The sequence below is a fragment of the Halogeometricum sp. CBA1124 genome (genome assembly GCF_009741955.1).
In the GTDB taxonomy this organism is placed as follows: domain Archaea; phylum Halobacteriota; class Halobacteria; order Halobacteriales; family Haloferacaceae; genus Halogeometricum; species Halogeometricum rufum.
On the sequence record NZ_WPCD01000052.1, the window covers coordinates 1 to 18,036 of the forward strand.

Genomic DNA, 18,036 nt, shown 5'->3' on the forward strand with positions numbered 1-18,036 from the left:
GCGCCCGACGTCCGTCGGGAGCGTCGTCGCGGGGAGGTAGAACTTGTCGACTTCCGGTTCCGATTCCACGTTCGTTGCGTGTCCGTCTTTCATCTCGTTTGTCCGTACCATCTGTACTTCCTTAGGTTCTCGCGCGTACTACTACTGGTATTTTTATACGAAGTTCCTCACCATTGTTAACTATCTATCGAAGTAGCTCGAATTCGTTGGGCCAAACGCCGGGAAGGGTGAGTCGTGTCGCACGTCGGACGAACAGTCGGGTCCGTTTTCGCAGCCGGTGACACGATGCAGAAACAGTTACAGGAACTGATATCCGATAGTCGTGCGACGGCACGAACGACGCGGCCCGCCGACGCAGGAGCTACCACCACCATGTCGATTACAGCGAAGGTACACATCGAACACGACAGACTCGCCCTCGCCCCGACGTTGCGCACACTCGACGGGGTACAGATACGCGTCATCATGCAGACGAACACCGACCCCGGCGCGACGGTGTTCCCGTTCTTCATCGAGTACGACGACCCCGAGGAACTCCACCGGATGCTCGACGAGGACCCGACCGTCGAGAGCTACGAACTCGTCGACAGGACCGACGGAGCGGGCATCTACTACCTCGAACACACGCCCGAGACGAAACTCATCAGCAGCGTGGTGACGGAGGTGAACGGCTTCCTCGTCCACACGGAGACGAAGGGGAACGGGTGGCTAGTTCGGCTGTTGCTCCCCGACAAGGCGGCGCTGAACACCATCTGGGAGTACGCCAACGAGAACGGTATCAGTCTCGATATCATCGAAATCTACAGCAACGACGACGCCGGGACGGAGACGTCCTACGGCCTGACGGACGAACAGGAGGCCGCGCTGACGACGGCGTACGAACGGGGCTACTTCGGCGAACCGCGCGACATCTCGCTCAGCGAAGTGGCCCGGGAGATGGGGCTCTCCTCGACGGCGATGAGCGGCCGACTTCGACGCGGGATGCGAAACCTGGTCGCGGCGACCATCGTCGAACGCGAGACTGAAGACGAAGAGTGAGCGTCGGGTCCGAGAAACCGAGAGCGGCGTCGAGGGTCGCCGTCACTTCGACTCTTTCGTCCGGTACACCGGTCTGAGCGCGGTGCTGTCCTTGTCGTATCCGAGCCAGACGCTGAGAGCGACGGCGACGAGAACGAGGTACAGGGGAAAGACGATCACGAGCACGTACCCGAGGACGAACGGCGTCAACAACTCGTACCAGTAGAGCAACCCGAGAACGGCGAGTCCGACGGCAGAACCGGCGGCGATACCGAGCCGAAAGGCGTAGGCGGCGGCCGGCCCCGGCGAAGTCCGAAGCGCGCGCATGATGAATTCTTTAACCCGCAGCCGGATAAGTGACCCGCGAGGCCAGTCCTCGTGTGTCACGTGCCGCGCGCACACGTTTCACGGTCACCTGCGTCCGGCGGCGAACCTCTCTTCGCGGTACACGGGCGCCGAAGAGACGGTCACGGTCCGTCCTCGCCTCTTCGAACGACGATTCGTCGGCGGTCGGTCGTCGGACGACGACTGCGGACTCGGCATAAATGGGTGTGGTAATAACCCTCATCTTTTATCCGAGTTTGCCATCATCTTTCGTAATATGAGTGGGAACCAAGAACATCCGAATCATCCCAGTATCGACCAGTCAGACAGAGTCCTCCCGCGGAACCTGCGACAGACGGGAGACCCGGGCATCGAGATGCTGGTCTCGACCCGCGTCAGGAAGTCACCGTTCTTCGACAAGTCGTTCAACGAGGAGAGCGCGTGGCGGTGTACGGTCTACAACCGCGTCTATCATCCGCGCGGACTCGTCGAACCGGAGGACGGCGGAGCGATGGCCGAGTACGAAGCGCTGACGGAGAAAGTGACGCTCTGGGACGTGGCCGTCGAACGGCAGATTCGCGTGAAAGGGCCCGACGCCGAAGCGCTCACCGACTACGTCATCACCCGTGACGCCACCGAGATAGACACGATGAAGGGCAAGTACGTCATCCTCTGCAACGAGGACGGCGGCATCCTGAACGACCCAGTGCTCCTCCGCGTCGACGACGACGAGTTCTGGTTCTCCATCTCCGACTCCACGCTGATGCAGTGGCTTCAGGGTGTCAACGTCGGCAAGGACTTCGACGTCGAAATCGACGAGATAGACGTGGCGCCGATGCAGATTCAGGGCCCCCTCTCCGAGGACGTGATGGTCGAAGTCGTCGGCGAGGAGGTCAGCGACATCCCGTACTACGGCCTGATGGAGGCCGAAATCAACGGCGCCGACGTATTGGTGAGTCAGACCGGCTTCTCCGGCGAGAAAGGGTTCGAGATCTACGTGAAGGACGCGACGAAGCACGCCGAACGCGTCTGGGACCCCGTGATGGAGACGGTGAAGGACCACGGCGGGATGCAGATCGCGCCCGGTCACCACCGTCGCATCGCGGCCGGCATCCTCTCGTGGGGGCAGGACATGGACCACGAGACGTCGCCGTTCCAGGTCAACCTGGGCTACCAGGTCCCCGACGACAAGGAGGGCGACTACATCGGGAAGGAAGCGCTGGAGGAGCAGAAAGAACAGATCGAGAGCGGCGAGTACCCGTTCAACCTCAAACTCGTCGGTCTGAAGATGGCCGGGGAACCCATCCGTGACTACGCGCCGGACTTCTGGATCGTCTCCGACCCCGACACCGGCGACGAGTGCGGCTACATGACCTCGCCGTGGTGGAACCCCGATCTGGAGACGAACATCGGACTCGGCTTCGTTCCGGCCGATAAACTGCAGGCGGAGACCGACGCCCTCCTCAACGACGAGATTTACGAGGAGGACCTCGACATCGAGTTCGAGGTGCACCTCCCCGAGGAGTACGCCGAGGAGGGCGACGAACCCGTCTTCGCGACGGTGGCCGAGGTGCCGTTCAAAGAGTCCGTCAACCCGAGCGCCCGCGAACGGGCGAAACTGGGCGCGCGTCAGGAAGCCAACCAGGACGACTGACGACGCCGCCGTCCGTCCCGTCTCTCTTCTTTCGACCGCGCTCGGAGTAGGCCGCCTCACCCGAAGCGACGGGTACGTTACGCCGCCCCGAAGTGGTCAGTCTCGACGCCGCGGACGCCGACGCGGCGGACTACCGTGGAGCGACTCAGCGGCGCCGGTCGAAAATAGCTTCTCTCGGGTGCGTGGGTGTCTCTCAGTCGTCGAGCCGTCCGTACCGCCACGACTCGGTGTCCGACGTCTGGTTGAACGTGTAGATGTGGAGGCCGCGAATCCGGTAGGTGTCGTCGCCGACGTACGGTGCGAGGCCGTCCACCAGGTCGTCGGGCTTGTACGTCCCGCGCGACCCGACGAGTTGGCGGACGAAGCCGAGGATGCCCGTCGTCTTCTTGAGGAACTTGATGGAGTCGCCGACGCCCACCTTCTGTGAGATCTTCAGTAGCTTCTGGTACTTCATCACGCCGGGGATGCCGACTTCGACGGGCAGTTCGACGCCGCGCGCACGCACGTCCTCTATCCACTCGACCACCGTCTCCGGGTCGTAACAGAGTTGCGTGACGATGTACGTCGCGTACGGCTCCTTTCGCTCCATCGACTCCCACAGCGTCTCGTCGTCGAGGAAGTCGTGTCCCTCGGGGTAGCCGGTGATGCCCACGTCCTCGAACGACCGGCCCATCTCGTCGAGCGCCGACAGCAGGTCGTACGCGGACTCGAACTCGCCGGCGGGTTCCTCGCGGTCACCGCCCGGGACGAAGATGTCCGTGACGCCGGCGTCGTGAAGCCTGTCGACGATGTCGGCGAGGTGGTCGCGGTCCTCGACGTACCGCGCGGCGATGTGGGGGACCACCTCGTAGCCGCGCGCCCTCGCCTCTTCGGTTCGTTCGACGGTTCGCTCGATGCCGAGTTGTGGCGACGTCGTGATGGCGATGGTCGCGCCGTCGGGGAGTTGCGTTATCTCGTCGTCGAAACTCTCGAACGGCATCAACTCGAACCGCGCGTCCGTGAGGAGGGTCTCGACTCCCTCCGGGTGCGAGACGGTACGCGTGCTGAGAGACATGACTTGGTAACGGATTTTTGTGAACCTACTTTGCTCTACGGGTGGCAGTCCACACCCCTTTAAGTGTCGGCGAGGCGAGTCACGCGCCGGTCAACTGACACTGCCGTATCCGCGCCGTGACCTCCTCGTGGGACACCTGTCGCTTCGGCCCCTCGGAGACCCGATGGAGCACCAAATCGAGAAGGTCGAGTTGGTCCAGCAGTTCCTGCGTCGGTTTTCGGTCGAGTTCGAGACGACGCTGGACCTCGAACAGCGTCGCGGACTCGACGACGGCGTCGACCACGTCGGTCACTTCGAGACCGTCGGGGAGGGCGACGCCGTCGACGACCACCTGCTCCTCGACGGCGGCCTCGACCGCTTCCATCGTCGGCGTCGCGCCGCGGACCCGGGGTCGCCGCCGTCGGCCGCGGTCCCCTCAGCGTCGAGCGACTCGGTAGACGTCGACGCCGGACTCGTGTCGTACGAGGTGGGGTCGTGGACGCCGGCTTCTATCGTGTAGCGCCGAACCGTCTCGGAGGCGACGTCCATCGGTATCTCCTCGCTCATCTCGACGAACGTGTCGCACGTCTCGTACAGTCGCCGCAGGTACGGCGTGTCCTCGTACGGCGGGACGGAGTCGTCGCGGACGTCGTCGAGGGTGCCGCCGTCGGCTCCTCTCTCGGTCGCCTCGCGAGTTTCGCTCCGGGACGGGTCCGGACCACCGTCCGGTTCGGGCGACGCTGCTGGGTCCGCCGACGGGTCGACCGCCGTCTGTTCGGTCGCCGGCGGTTCGGTCGCAGACGGGTCCTCGTGGGACTGCTCCTCGCGGTCCCGGTCGGCGTCCGAACGGTCGCCGTACGACCGTTCGTTCGCCCCGCTGACGGTCTCGCTCCCGTCGCGGCCGTCCGGACCAGTCGCGCGGTTCGCCGGGTCGATGTGGAGGCCGACGGCCACGAGGAGTTCGCCCTCGTCGCCGACCCGTGCGCCTCGAACCGTCGCCGAGACGCCGGGCTCCGCCGGTTCGGTCAGTTGGTCGACGACGCCGGCGGCGAACTCGACGCAGAGGCCGCCGCCCTCCGTCACCGTCGCCGCCGACGGCGTGAGGTCGGACTCCGAGCCGCCGGCGTTCGCCTCACAGAGCGACACCGGCACCTCCATCTCCGCGCTCAGCGTCCCCGCACGTCCGTCGTCCGTGGAAACCTCGACGCTTCGAAGCTCCCGCCCGTTCGCCTCGCACCGTTCGACTAGTTCTGACAGTACGTCGAAAGCTGATCGTAGCGCCATGCCATTGACAGTCTATGGCACGTACACCTGCATAACAATATATGAGTAATACTCAACCCATTCAAACCACAACAGTCAGACTCCCGTTCCAGTCGGCGCCCAGAACAGTCCCGATCTCGAACGATCCGAGGCGAGCGACTCCGGTTCCCGAGCGCTCACGGCGGCGTCTCCCGCGGGGGCGACGAACCACATCGTCTCGTGATTCGGACGGGTTGTGCGACGGCGTTCGCGGCGGCGATAGTTATAATGGCTCGCTGTCGTGACCGTTCACACAGATTCATGGATACGACCGATAGCGTGCCGACTAGTGCCGATACCGTCATCGTGGGTGCCGGTATCGTCGGCTGCAACCTGGCGTACCAACTGACAGCGCTCGGCCGGGACGACGTCGTCGTCGTCGACCAGGGCCCGATGCCGACGACGGGCGGGTCGTCGACGCACGCGCCCGGTATCATGTTCCAGACGGCCGAGGAGAAGATTCTGACCAAGTTCGCGAACTACAGCCGCGAACTGTACTCGGAACTGGAAGGCGCCGACGGCCAGCAGGCGTACAACGAAGTCGGCGGCATCGAGGTGGCCCGGACCGAAGAGCGGATGGACTTCCTCCAGCGACGCGTCGAGAACGGGTCGGCGTGGGGTATCGAGGACCCACAGATTCTCTCGCCGGCGGAGGTGAAAGAGAAGCTTCCGCTCGTCGACGAGGACGTCATCCGCGGCGGCTACTACTCGCCGACCGACGGACAGGTGTCCGGCGTCGTCGCCTGCGACGCCCTCGCGCGGGAGGCGATGGACCGCGGGGCGACGTTCGTCCCGCACACCCGGACCGAGGACGTCGAGTTCGACGACGGCGCGGTGCAGTCCGTCGTCACCGAGAACGGCACCATCGACTGCGACGAAGTCGTCGTCGCGACGAACATCTGGGCGCGGCAGTTGGGCGAGGAGATAGACGTTCACCTGCCCATCACGCCCGTCGAACACCAGTACGCGATGACGGAGTCGCTCGACGAGTTGGCCGACAACGCCGTCGACATCTCCGACCACCCGCTGTTCGAGAACTACCGGAACGTCTCCGGTGACAAGGCCAAACGCCTCCTCGTCGGCCCGGACCGACCCATCCTGCGCGACCAGGACCACGCGATGTACTACCGGACGCACGGCGACGCCTACGGCATCGGCTCGTACAACCACGAGCCGTTGGTCCCGGACCCGCAGGAACTCGGCGGCAACGACCCGGACGGGGAACAGGGGTCTGTCCACGAGTTCACCGACTACCACATGGAGAACGCGACGCACCCGGACCGGCCGGACAAGGCGCCGCGCCGGGCCAGCGACGAACTCGTGCCGGCGACGGAGGGCAAGGAACTGGAGTACAAGTACAACGGGATGTTCTCGGAGACGCCGAACGGCCTGCCCGCGATGGGCCCCGTCGAGGGCTACGACGGCCTGTGGACGGCGGCCGGTATCTGGGTCACGCACGCCGGCGGCGCCGGGAAGGCGCTGGCCGAGTGGATGGAGAACGGCGTCCCGCGACTGGACGACGGCCCCATCGACCTGGCACACGCCGACGTGAACCGCTTCGACGCCCACGAGGGAAGCTGGGACTTCGCCCGCGACATCGGCGGCGAGGAGTACCGCATCGTCTACAACATCATGCACCCAAGTGGGTGTGGACGGAGCACCAGCGTGACATCCGGCGAACGCCGATGTACCACACCCACGAGGAGTACGGCGCCGAACTCTGGGCCGAGGCCGGATGGGAGGAGCCGCAGTGGTTCGAGTCCAACGCGGACCTCCTCGCGAAGTACGGTGACCGTATCCCCGAACGGGACGGGTGGGAGGCGAAGTACTGGTCGCCCATCGAGGGCGCGGAGACGCTGAACGTCCGCGAGAACGTCGGCCTGCACGACATGACCTCGTTCAACAAGATGGAGGTCATCGGCGACGAGGCGGGCGAGTTCGTCCAGTACCTCTGCACGAACGACATGGACATCGACGTCGGCGACGTGAAGTACACGCTGATGTGCAACGAGGGCGGCGGCGTCCGCGCGGACATCACCGTCACGCGCACCGACGAGGACCGCTACCTGCTGTTGACGACGGGGCGCGAAGTCGGCAACAACCACGTCGCGTGGGTGCGCGAGCAGTCCCCCGACGACGTCGTCGTCAACGACGTCACGTCGAGTCTCGCCGCGATGGTGTGCACCGGGCCGAACGCCCGGAAGGTGCTGTCGAAGGTGACCGACGTGGACCTCTCGGACGACGCCTTCCCGTTCTTCACCAGCCAGCAGTTCTACGTCAAGAACGTCCCCGTCACCGCGCTCCGCGTCTCCTACGCGGGCGAACTCGGCTGGGAGTTCTACACGCCCTCTGAGTACGGCGAACGCCTCTGGGAGCACATCATGGAGGCGGGCGAGGAGTACGACATCCGGCCGTACGGCAACGGCGCGCTGAACGCGCTTCGCATCGAGAAGGGGTTCCGCCTCTGGGGGGAGGACCTCCACACCGAACACAACCCGTACGAGGCGGGACTCGGGTGGGCGGTCGACCTCGACACCGACTTCGTCGGGAAGGACGCCGTCGCGGCGGCCGCGGCCGGCGACAACATCGACCACGAAGTCGCCTGCCTGACCCTCGACGACGAGGAGGCGGTGGTGTTGGCCGACCGCCCGGTCCTCGACGGCGACGAGACCCTCGGCTACGTCCACAGCGCCGAGTACGGCTACACCGTCGGCGCCTGCGTGGTCTACACCTACCTGCCGCCCGAGTACGCCGAACCCGGCACCGAGGTGGAGATACTGTACGAGGGCGACCGGTACGCGGCGACCGTCCGCGAGGAACCGCTGGTCTCCTGAATCGGCCGACGCAGTCGGCGACCCAGACCAGTCGGCTTCTCGACGTATTGTGGTTCGGCCCGCACGCCGAAGGCGGGGCGCGGAGCGCCGTTTTCAGAAACCGGCTGTTCGGTCGTTTGAACGGGTGATGCACCGGATACCGGCCGAATCGAGTTCTCCCCACCGGTGTATTTAAGACCGTGACAGATGCAGTCCGGCACGAGTCAGATGAGCACATCGGACCTCCCAGCAGAGACGGGTACCGTCGTCGTCGGCGCGGGCGCCGTCGGGTGTAGCGTCGCCTACCACCTGACGGAACTCGGCGCCGAGGACGTGACCGTCGTCGACCAGGGTCCCCTGCCGGTGACGGGCGGGTCGTCCGTCCACGCGCCGGGGATCATGTTCCAGACGTCGCCGTCGAAGATACAGACGAAGGCGGCGTACTACACCAGCAGATTCCTCTCGGACATCGACGCCTACGACGAGGTCGGGGGCATCGAAATCGCCCGGAGCGAAGCGCGGATGGACTTCCTCAGACGGCGCGTCGAGTGGGCCACGTCGTACGGACTCCCGGACCCGCAGTTGCTGTCGCCGGCCGAGGTGACCGAACGCCTGCCGTTCGTCGAGGAATCGGAGATTCTCGGCGGCTACTACTCGCCGACGGACGGCCGCGTCGACGGCATCGCGGCCCTGCAGTGGTACATCGAACACGCCGACGCGGGGTTCTACGGGAACACCGAGGTGACCGACCTGGAAGTCGAGGGAGGCGAGATAACCGCCGTGGTCACCGACCGCGGGCGAATCGAGTGCGACCGGTGCGTCGTCGCGACGAACAACTGGGGCTACCAGACGGGACAGATGGCGGGCGTCGACCTGCCCATCACGCCCGTCGAACACCAGTACGTCGTCACGGAACCGATGGCGGAACTGGGCACCGACTCGTCGGGCGACGACCACACCGCCGGACTGGACGTACCCGGCAACCGGGACATCCAGGAGGCGATGAGCGAGCGACCGCAGTACCCCGTCGGCCGCGACCAGGACCACTCGCTATACTTCCGGACGCACGGCGACGCTCTCGGGATGGGGTCGTACAACCACGAACCGCTCCCGATAGACCCCGACGACATGGGGAAGAACTCCGAGGACAGACAGGCCTCCGTCCGCGGGTTCACCGACGAACACTGGGAGCGTCCGACCCACCCCAACCGCGACAAGTCGGCCAAGCAGGCGTTCGACGAACTCATCCCCGCGTCGGCTGACAAAGCCTACGACGTCACGGAGAACGGCATCTTCGTCTTCACGCCGGACGGGATGCCCGCCGTCGGCGAGACGGCGCAGGTGGACGGCCTGTGGACCGCCCTCGCCATCTGGTGGACGCACTCGGCCGGGTACGGCCGCATCGTCGCCGAGTGGATGGAGAACGGCGTTCCGAGACTCCCTTCGGGACCGGTCGACACCGGCGGCATCCACGTCCGCCGGTTCGAACCGCACGCCGGCGAGAAGGACTACTTCGTCGACCGGGGCGCGAAGCGCTACGAGCAGGTCTACTCCATCGTCGAACCGCGGTGGCAACCCGACGACCACCGCGCCCTGCGGACGAGTCCGTTCTACCACCAACAGCAGGAACTCGGGGCGAACTTCGTGCAGAGCGGTGGCTGGGAGTCCGCGCAGTGGTACGAGTCGAACGCGGACCTGGTCGACCGCTACGAGGACGAGATTCCCGAACAGGAGGGCTGGCAGTCCGTCAACCGCTCTCCCATCGAGGGCGCCGAACACCTCCACACCCGCGAGAACGTGTCGATGTTCGACATGACCTCGTTCAGTTCGATAGCCGTCGAAGGGCCCGGCAGCGAGGCGTTCCTCCAGCGGGTGTGTAGCAACGACGTGGCGATAGACGAGGGGCAGGTCCGCTACTCGCTGCTGTTGAACGAGGGCGGCGGCATCCTCGCGGACGTCACCGTCGTCCGCCTCGGCGACGAGGAGTTCATGGTGACGACCGGCGGCGGGAACTCGCCCGGCATCCACGGCACCTGGCTGAAAGAGCGCGCCCCCGACGGCGTCTCCGTGAAGATAGAGGAGGGCGGCAAGACCACTATCGGTCTGTGGGGTCCGGACTCGCGACTGCTCTTGCAGCGATGCACCGACGCGACGTGTCGAGCGACGGCTTCGGCTACTTCCGGGCGAAGGAGATGTACGTCGGCGAGGTGCCGGTCGTCGCCCTCCGCGTCTCCTACGTCGGCGAACTCGGCTGGGAACTGTGGGCGCCCGCGGAGTACGGCAACCGCCTCTGGGAGACGCTCTGGGAGGCCGGGCAGGACCTCGACGTGCGCCCGATGGGCGGCGGGGCGCTGGAGTCGATGCGACTGGAGAAGGGGTTCCGCCTCTGGGGAACCGACATCGACACCGACGCCAACCCGTTCGAGGCGGGCCTCTCGTTCGCCGTCGACATGGACACCGACTTCGTCGGCAAGGAAGCGCTGGAAACCGCACAAGACGAGGGTATCGACTCGAAGATAACGCCGCTGACGCTCGACGACTCGACCGACATCCTGCTGAGCGGTCGCCCCGTCCTGAAGGATGGCGAGAAGATCGGCTACGTGCAGGCGGCCGACTTCGGATACAGCATCGGCGAGTCGATAGCGTACACGTACCTCCCGGCGGAGTACGCCGAGGCGGGCACGGACGTCGAAGTGCTCTGCGAGGGCGAACGGTACGACGCGACGGTCCGCGACGAACCGCTGTTCGACCCCGGCCGGGAGAAGATACTGCGCTGAACCCGTGACAGAACACGACCCATGACCTCGACAGAATCAATGGACCTCCCCGTCCAGTACGCCGACATCGAACGGGCGCGCGAACGCCTCGACAACGACAGCGTCGTCAAGCAGACGCCGGTCGAACGGAGTTCGTCGCTCGACGAGTTCGTCGGCGGCACGGTGTACCTGAAGATGGAACACCTCCAGTGGACGGGGTCGTTCAAGACGCGCGGGGCGTACAACAAGATCAGCCAGTCCGTCGAGGAGGGCGTCGACGAGTTCGTCGCGGCCAGCGCCGGCAACCACGCGCAGGGCGTCGCCCTCGCGGCGACGGAGTGCGGCGCGGACGCGACCATCTACATGCCGACGAACGCGCCGCAGGCGAAGGTGAACGCCACCCGGTCCTACGGCGCGACGGTCGAACTCGTCGGCAAGGACTTCCAGGAGACGATGTCGCACGCGAAGGCGGCCGTCGAGGAGACGGACGCCCAGTTCGTCCACGCCTACGACGACACGGACATCATCGCGGGGCAGGGGACGCTCGGCATCGAGATGTACCACGACAACCCGGACGTCGACACCGTCGTCGTCCCCATCGGCGGCGGCGGCCTCATCAGCGGCATCGCCACGGCTATCAAGCATCTCTCCCCGGAGACGCGCGTCGTCGGCGTGCAGGCGACGGGCGCCGAGACGGTCCACGAGAGTCTGGACAAGGGGATGCCGGTGACGCTGGACGAGGTGGACACCATCGCCGACGGCATCGCCACCGGCGGCATCTCGGAGACGACGCTCAGCATCATCGAGGCGCACGTGGACGAGGTGGTGACGGTCACGGACACGCAGATAGCGGAGGCCATCCTCCTCCTGTTGGAGCGAGCGAAGCAGGCCGTCGAGGGAGCGGGTGCCGCCTCCGTCGCGGCGATACTGAGCGACGACTTGGACGTCTCGGGCGAGACGGTGATGCCGCTTCTCTGCGGCGGAAACCTCGACATGACGCAGTTGCAGACGGTGCTGGTGCACGCCCTCACGAAGCGCCAGCAACTGCTCAGACTGCGCGTCCGCATCGACGACCGACCGGGCGTGATGGAGGAGATTGCCGGCGTCATCGGCGACTACGGCGCGAACATCCAGGACGTGCGCCACGACCGCTCGGTCGACGACTTGGACATCGGCGAGGCGTTTCTGGTGTTCAGAGTCGAGGCCAGCGGGAGCGAACACGCGAACTCCATCGTCGAGGGACTTCGAGAGGCCGGCTACCCCGTCGAGAACATCGCCCAGACGCTCTGAGCGCGCGGGCCGTCCGAACGGTTTCCCTCGATCGCTCCCGACTGTCGTTCGTTCCTGTCGATACGGGAAAACCTATTTTATCCACGAGATGAATCCTCAACTGTCGTTCATGTACGATAACATCTTGCTGCCGTACGACGGGAGCGACGAGGCGAAGCGGGGAGCAGAGCACGGCATCCAACTGGCGAAGCGACTCGGGTCGACGGTTCACGGGCTCTACGTGATAGACCTGCCCGGCGTCCCCAGGGCGTTGTCCCTGCGGGACGACGAGGAGCAACTTCGCGAGGAGTACCACGAGTACGGGGAGGAGTGCCTCGCGGAGATATGTGCCATCGCCGAAGAGAACGGCGTCGAGTGCACGACGAACATCCGAACCGGGTCTCAGAGCGACAAGATAGTCCAGTTCGCGGACGAGGAGGGGATGGACGCCATCGTGATGGCGTCGGCGTACCGGGGAACGCTGGGCAACCTCATCGGTGGAACGACCGACCGGGTGGTGCGAACCGCGACGGTGCCGGTCATCTCCCAGCGGATGTCCCGCGACGACCTGTGAGTGCGTCGCGGTCACTCTCTTCTCGGGCGCGTTCGGCCGGGAGCGACGCCGCGGTCAGTCGTCTGCCAGCGCCGTCTCCCGGAAGTAAATCACGATACTCGTACCCAGAAAGCACAGTCCCGCCAACGAGAGGTCCCCCGTCGCCGCTAGCGCGAGGCCGGCGAGTACGAGCAGTCCCGCCAGTACCGCGGCAGCAGTCCGAAGTGGCCGTGCCATACGGGCCACTCGCGGCCGAGACAGGTAAGCGCTCCCCACCTGTGTTCCGCGAGGGGAGCGCCGTCGCTCGAATGGAAAGATATCCGACCGGTCGAGTCCTCGAACACGACCTCTAGGCTGCCGTAGTTTTCTTAAGTCTGACCGCACACGTGTCTACCGGACACCCGTGAACGGCCAGTACGAGACGTCTCAGCCGCTCCGAACTGGTCGAATCGGCCGAAAAAGACACCTCAGAGAGCCAGATACCGCCTAGTTTTAATATACATCAATAATTGTGTGCGTGTGAGGTTGTGTGCCATGAGACGGAGGCACAACGACGGGCGCGGTGGCGCGCCCCACGTGGTGAGAGACGAGACGGGGCCGGTGGCTGTCGACCCCCGAGTGACGCCAACCGAACGACCGATTCACGAACGGAGTCGTCGATTATGATACCAAGCAAGCAAGCGCGGCAGTGTCGCACGGAGGGGTAACGCATGTCAGATAGTGACGAGACGACCGGAGAGATGTCCGACGGACTGCAGGTAGAACTGTTCCACCCCGACTCCGACCGGGAGCCGGGTGACACGAACATCCAGCGGTTCGGGTTCGACATCCACCCTGTGGTGTTCCCCGTCGCGCTGGTCATCATCGGCCTGTTCATCGGCGCGACGCTCCTTCTGGGCGAGCAGGCGGCGAACACGTACTCGGCGGTGCGGAGCTTCTTCGAGGGGAACTTCGGCTGGTTCTTCCTCATGGCGGTGAACATCTTCATCGTCACCATCCTCTACTTCGCGATCGGAAAGTACGGCACCATCCGCATCGGCGGCGTCGAAGCCGAGAAGGAGTTCAGCGACTTCTCGTGGATGGCGATGCTGTTCAGCGCCGGCATGGGTATCGGGCTCATGTTCTTCAGCGTCTCGGAGCCGCTGTACTACTTCCAGAACGTCCCCGGCTTCTTCGGAGCGGAGGCGGGCACCGGCGCCGCGGCGTCCGCCGCGATGGCGCAGACGTTCTTCCACTGGGGCTTCCACCCGTGGGCGATATACGGGTTGGTCGGTCTCGGACTGGCGTTCTTCTCGTTCAACCGCGGGCTTCCGCTGACGTTCCGGTCGATATTCTGGCCGCTGCTGGGCGAGCGAATCTACGGCTGGCCCGGCCACGTCATCGACCTGGTGACGGTGTTCGCGACACTGTTCGGCTCGCGACGTCGCTCGGTCTGGGCGTCGCGCAGGTGAACACCGGCCTCTCGTACGTCGGCGGAGACATGCTCGGTCTGGTCAGCATCCCGACCGGGCCTCTCCCGCAGATAATCCTCATCGGCGCCATCACGCTCATCGCGACGGCGTCCGTCGCGGCGGGCCTCGAAGGCGGCGTCAAACGGCTGAGCACCGTCAACCTCTACCTGATGTTCACCCTGCTCGGGTTCCTCCTCGTCGTCGGTCCCACGGTCTACATCTTCGGCGCGTGGGCGCAGGGGCTCGGCACCTACTTCGGAAACCTGCTCTCCCTGTCGTTCTTCACCGGGACGATGGGCGCCGGGCAGGGAACCGTGCAGGGCTGGACGGTGTTCTACTGGGCGTGGTGGATCGCCTGGTCGCCGTTCGTCGGCATGTTCATCGCGCGCATCTCGAAGGGACGGACCGTCCGCGAGTTCGTCATGGGCGTGCTGTTCCTGCCGTCGCTGTTCTCGACCATCTGGCTGTCGGCGTTCGGCGGGAGCGCCCTGTTCAACTCGCTTCAGGGGAACGGCGCGGCGCTGGCGACGTACAACGAGTTCGGCCAGACCGTCGCGATGTTCGCGCTGCTCGAACAGTTCCCGCTGGGAGTCATTTCGGGCCTGCTCGCGACGCTCCTGGTCATCACGTTCTTCGTCACGTCGTCGGACTCGGGGTCGCTGGTCATCGACCACCTGACCTCGGGCGGCAAGCACGACGTCCCGAAGACGCAGCGCATCTTCTGGGCCGTGACAGAGGGCGCCGTCGCCGCACTCCTGCTGTGGGGCGGCGGCCTCGGCGCCCTGCAGACGGCGGCCATCGCGACGGGCTTCCCGTTCGCCGTGATACTCGTCCTGATGTGCTACACGGTGTATCAGGGCTTGAAGAACGAGTACGAGATACTGGCCTCCGAGCAGTTCGCGGAGCGCATCGAACACATGACCGCAGAGGAGGACGTGGACGTGGTCACGTCCGGGAACGAGATGGTGACCGACATCCAGGGAGGTGCAGACGCCGAAGGGGGGAGCGACTGACGAATCGCCACGCGCGGTTTCACCCGCCCGTCGCCTGACGTGTCGCCGACAGCAACCACGCTTCTCATTCTCGCCGCTCTCGGAGTCGTCAGTCCGCCGTATCCGCCGTCAGCGGCGTTCCGTTGCGTCCGTCGTCGGTCGCCTCTGTTGCGTCCGTCGCCGGTCGCCGGTAGTCGCCGCCCGACGTCAGTAGTACTTCCACTCGTCGTCTTCGTCCCCTTCGCTCACGTCCGACTCACTGGAGGCGTCCGCCTCGTCGGGCCACTCGATACCGCCCCGGAGGTGTCGGTACACCGTGGCGGCGAACGCCACGAGGAGGGCGAACAGGAGGAGCGTCCCCACGATGGGGACGACCCCGACAACCACGTCGAAGAGGCCGCCGCCATCGAACTGGAGGACGCCGACGCCGGGTACGATGTCCCCCACCATCGTCACTCCGCGTTCGGCCGCGGTTCGCTCGCGTGGACCCAGCGACGCGCCGGGCCGCCGAGTCCGACCGCGGCGACGGCGCCCCAGACGAGCAGTCCGACGAGGAACGGTGCGACCAGCCAGACCATCGCAGTGAACGCGGCGACGAGGACGAGTCCGACCCACGGGTCCGACATGCCCGTCGACTCGGCGACCCACGCGCCGTCGACGGCGAACCCGTAGCCGACGAGCGAGAGGACGAACAGCCCGAGGACGGCGACGAGAACCGACGAGAGGAGCGGCGACGCGACGCCGATGCGCGAGAGTTGGCTGAACGCGTAGCCGACGAGGAACACGACCAGAACGTAGGCCATGACGCCGTACAGCAACGAGAGCGCGGGGCTCTCTGCGGACGCGTCCACCGCCTCGTTGAGACGCCCGCCGAACCAGTAGAGCGTCCCGCCGCCGAACAGCAGCGTCGAGACGAGGGCGACGCCCGCCCTAACGGTCGGCGGCGCGTCCAGGAGTCTGCCGACCTCCGATAGCTGTCCGAAGACGGGCGGCCGTGCGAGGACTCCCGTCACCGCGAACTCGGCGGCGAGCGACGACATGCCTCCACGTTGGGCGAGCGGTGACCAAAAGGTGGGGGGTGTGAGCCGGACGCCGGCCTCGGTTGGCGAACGCGGACGCCGGTCAGTCGGACCCGGTCGTCGCCGCGACGGTCCGGACCACGGCGGCGTTCTCCGCGACGTCGTGGACGCGGACCACGTCGGCGGCGCGTTCGGCCGCCATCGCCGTCGCCGCTAAGGTCGGCGGGAGTCTGTCGTCGCCGTCGCCCGAGACGCCCGCGAACATCGACTTCTGCGAGTGGCCGAGCATCACCGGACAGCCGAGGGCGCGGAACTCGCCGAGGCGGTCCACCAGTTCCATCGACTCCGCGGTGGACTTCCCGAACCCGCACCCGGGGTCGACGAGAATTCGCTCCCGGTCGACGCCGGCCCGTTCGGCGTGCAGGACGGTCTCCGCGAGTTCGGTCCGCACGTCTTCGACGACGTCGTCGTACGCCGCCGACCGGTCGGGGTCGACGGGCGCGGAGAGACTGTGCATCAGGACGAGGCCGGCGTCGTGGTCGGCGACGACGAAGCGCATCTCCGGGTCCGACAGCCCCGAGACGTCGTTGACAACGTCGGCGCCGGCGTCGAGTGCCGCGTCCGCGACGGCCGCCTTGCGCGTGTCCACCGACACCGGAACGTCGAGCGACGAGAGTTCCTCGACGACCGGGACGACGCGGTCGATTTCGGTCTCGACCGGGACGGGGTCGGCGCCGGGTCGCGTGCTCTCGCCCCCCACGTCGACGACGTCGGCGCCCGCGGCGACCATCTCCTCGGCGCGTTCGACGGCCGCGTCGAGGGCGTCGTACTCCCCGCCGTCGTGGAAGCTGTCCGGCGTCACGTTCAGGATGCCCATGACGGCCGTTCCGTCGACGCCGAACGGCCCACTCGTCGTCGACGACCCGTCGAGTCGGGCCCTCAGTTGCGTCGCGACGTGCGCCAGTCCCAGTCCGGCGTCGTCGAGATGTCCGGCGAGCGAGCGGAGTTCGGTCGCCGACCCCGAGAGGACGACGCGGTCGAGTTTCTCCGGCGTTCCCGCCGAGGACCGGACGCAGGTTCCGCCGACGGCCTCGAACCGTTCGGCGACCGTCTCCGCCTGGTCGTGCCGGAGGAACGTCTCGAACACGCTCGGTTCGACTCCTCGCGCCTCCTCCGATGCCCCTTCCGTCTCCTCGGAGCGGTTCGTCGCGCGGGGCGGTACCCGGTCTTTGGGGACCACCTGTCGCGTCCAGCGGTCCCGCGCCTCCGCGACGGCGTACAGCGACCCCGTGACGAGGACGAAGTCGTCCTCCTCGGCCCGACGAATCGCTCGGTCCACCGCTTCGGCCACCGAGGGGACGCGGTTCACCGTCGCCGCGTGCCCCTTGAAGGCGTCCGCGAGCGAGTCGACCGACTCCGCCCGGTCGAGTTGCGGTCGCGTGACGAACGCCCGTTCGACCGCCGGAAGCGACGCTATCATCTCGTCGTACGCCTTGTCGGACATCGCCGCGAAGACCACGTGCAGGTCCTCGTACTCGTAGCGGCCGAGCAGGTCCGAGAGCGTGGCGGCAGCGCCGGGGTTGTGCGACCCGTCGAGGACGACGGTCGGGTCGCGGTCGACGAGTTCGAACCGCCCCGGCCACGTCGCCTGCCGCAACCCCTCCGCTATCGTCCGCTCGTCCACCGCCGCGACCTGTCGCGCCAGCGTCGCGGCGACCCCGGCGTTCGTCGCCTGGTGTCCCCCGAGGAGCGTCAGCGCCGTCTCCAGCGACCAGTCCGGTCCCGTGATGGCCACTTCGCTCTCGACGTCCGACCGCATGCCGTTCTCCGTGGCGACGACGTCGGCGTCGGCG

General features: G+C 66.3%; 13 protein-coding genes and 3 pseudogenes. 8 read left to right on the forward strand and 8 right to left on the reverse strand.

The genetic code is table 11. The annotated features are described in order from the left end of the window. Positions 1-372: 372 nt before the first annotated feature. On the forward strand, positions 373-1,038 hold the full coding sequence (locus GJ632_RS08920) for a helix-turn-helix domain-containing protein (protein WP_191452735.1): 666 nt from the start codon (positions 373-375) through the stop codon (positions 1,036-1,038). Between the two features lie 42 nt (positions 1,039-1,080). On the opposite strand, the gene GJ632_RS08925 is transcribed toward GJ632_RS08920, so the two are convergent. Then, entirely contained in the window at positions 1,081-1,344 is a 264-nt protein-coding gene (locus GJ632_RS08925; RefSeq protein WP_191452727.1) for a hypothetical protein, read from the reverse strand. Between the two features lie 274 nt (positions 1,345-1,618). Between GJ632_RS08925 and GJ632_RS08930 the strand changes: the two genes are divergently transcribed. Further along, positions 1,619-2,995, forward strand: coding sequence for an aminomethyl transferase family protein (locus tag GJ632_RS08930; protein WP_191452728.1), 1,377 nt, complete (start codon positions 1,619-1,621; stop codon positions 2,993-2,995). 193 nt (positions 2,996-3,188) lie between these two features. Here the strand turns inward: GJ632_RS08930 and GJ632_RS08935 are convergent, their stop codons facing one another. The 3 genes from GJ632_RS08935 to GJ632_RS08945 all read right to left on the reverse strand — a co-directional run bounded on the left by GJ632_RS08935 (position 3,189) and on the right by GJ632_RS08945 (position 5,312). After that, a complete protein-coding gene (locus GJ632_RS08935) occupies positions 3,189-4,049 on the reverse strand; it encodes a methylenetetrahydrofolate reductase (protein ID WP_191452729.1) in 861 nt (286 codons plus the stop codon). A 79-nt stretch (positions 4,050-4,128) separates the two neighbouring features. Beyond that, the gene (locus GJ632_RS08940) at positions 4,129-4,413 is read right to left on the reverse strand and encodes a hypothetical protein (protein ID WP_191452730.1); all 285 of its coding nucleotides are present in this window, start codon (positions 4,411-4,413) and stop codon (positions 4,129-4,131) included. Beyond that, positions 4,338-5,312, reverse strand: a complete 975-nt coding sequence (locus GJ632_RS08945; protein WP_191452731.1) for a hypothetical protein — start codon at positions 5,310-5,312, stop codon at positions 4,338-4,340. Before GJ632_RS08945 ends, GJ632_RS08940 begins: the two co-directional genes overlap by 76 nt. 279 nt (positions 5,313-5,591) lie before the next feature. On the opposite strand from GJ632_RS08945, the pseudogene GJ632_RS25875 reads away from it, so the two are divergent. From GJ632_RS25875 to GJ632_RS08965, 5 genes and pseudogenes are all read left to right on the forward strand, one after another. After that, positions 5,592-8,164, forward strand: a pseudogene (locus tag GJ632_RS25875) (FAD-dependent oxidoreductase). Positions 8,165-8,371: 207 nt separating this feature from the next. Continuing rightward, positions 8,372-10,524, forward strand: a pseudogene (locus tag GJ632_RS08955) (FAD-dependent oxidoreductase); the annotation flags it as partial. 69 nt (positions 10,525-10,593) lie between these two features. Next, positions 10,594-10,920 (forward strand): glycine cleavage T C-terminal barrel domain-containing protein, encoded by a 327-nt coding sequence (locus tag GJ632_RS25880; protein ID WP_394351792.1) that lies wholly within the window; start codon positions 10,594-10,596, stop codon positions 10,918-10,920. 21 nt (positions 10,921-10,941) lie between these two features. Then, positions 10,942-12,189, forward strand: coding sequence for a threonine ammonia-lyase (gene ilvA, locus GJ632_RS08960; RefSeq protein WP_089809877.1), 1,248 nt, complete (start codon positions 10,942-10,944; stop codon positions 12,187-12,189). Between the two features lie 109 nt (positions 12,190-12,298). Further along, on the forward strand, positions 12,299-12,742 hold the full coding sequence (locus GJ632_RS08965; RefSeq protein ID WP_089809879.1) for a universal stress protein: 444 nt from the start codon (positions 12,299-12,301) through the stop codon (positions 12,740-12,742). Between the two features lie 54 nt (positions 12,743-12,796). On the opposite strand, the gene GJ632_RS22030 is transcribed toward GJ632_RS08965, so the two are convergent. After that, entirely contained in the window at positions 12,797-12,958 is a 162-nt protein-coding gene (locus GJ632_RS22030; protein WP_177232677.1) for a hypothetical protein, read from the reverse strand. A gap of 473 nt (positions 12,959-13,431) precedes the next feature. Here GJ632_RS22030 and GJ632_RS08970 point away from each other — a divergent pair. Next, positions 13,432-15,185 (forward strand): annotated as a pseudogene (locus GJ632_RS08970) (BCCT family transporter). Positions 15,186-15,371: 186 nt separating this feature from the next. Here GJ632_RS08970 and GJ632_RS08975 read toward each other — a convergent pair. The 3 genes from GJ632_RS08975 to folP form a co-directional block, all read right to left on the reverse strand. Next, positions 15,372-15,614 carry a hypothetical protein gene (locus GJ632_RS08975; RefSeq protein ID WP_191452732.1) on the reverse strand — a complete coding sequence of 81 codons (243 nt, stop codon included), beginning with the start codon at positions 15,612-15,614 and terminating at the stop codon, positions 15,372-15,374. Positions 15,615-15,616: 2 nt separating this feature from the next. Then, positions 15,617-16,204 (reverse strand): hypothetical protein, encoded by a 588-nt coding sequence (locus tag GJ632_RS08980; RefSeq protein WP_191452733.1) that lies wholly within the window; start codon positions 16,202-16,204, stop codon positions 15,617-15,619. An 82-nt stretch (positions 16,205-16,286) separates the two neighbouring features. Further along, on the reverse strand, positions 16,287-18,036 hold a 1,750-nt coding region (gene folP, locus GJ632_RS08985; RefSeq protein WP_191452734.1), incomplete at its 5' end, for a dihydropteroate synthase.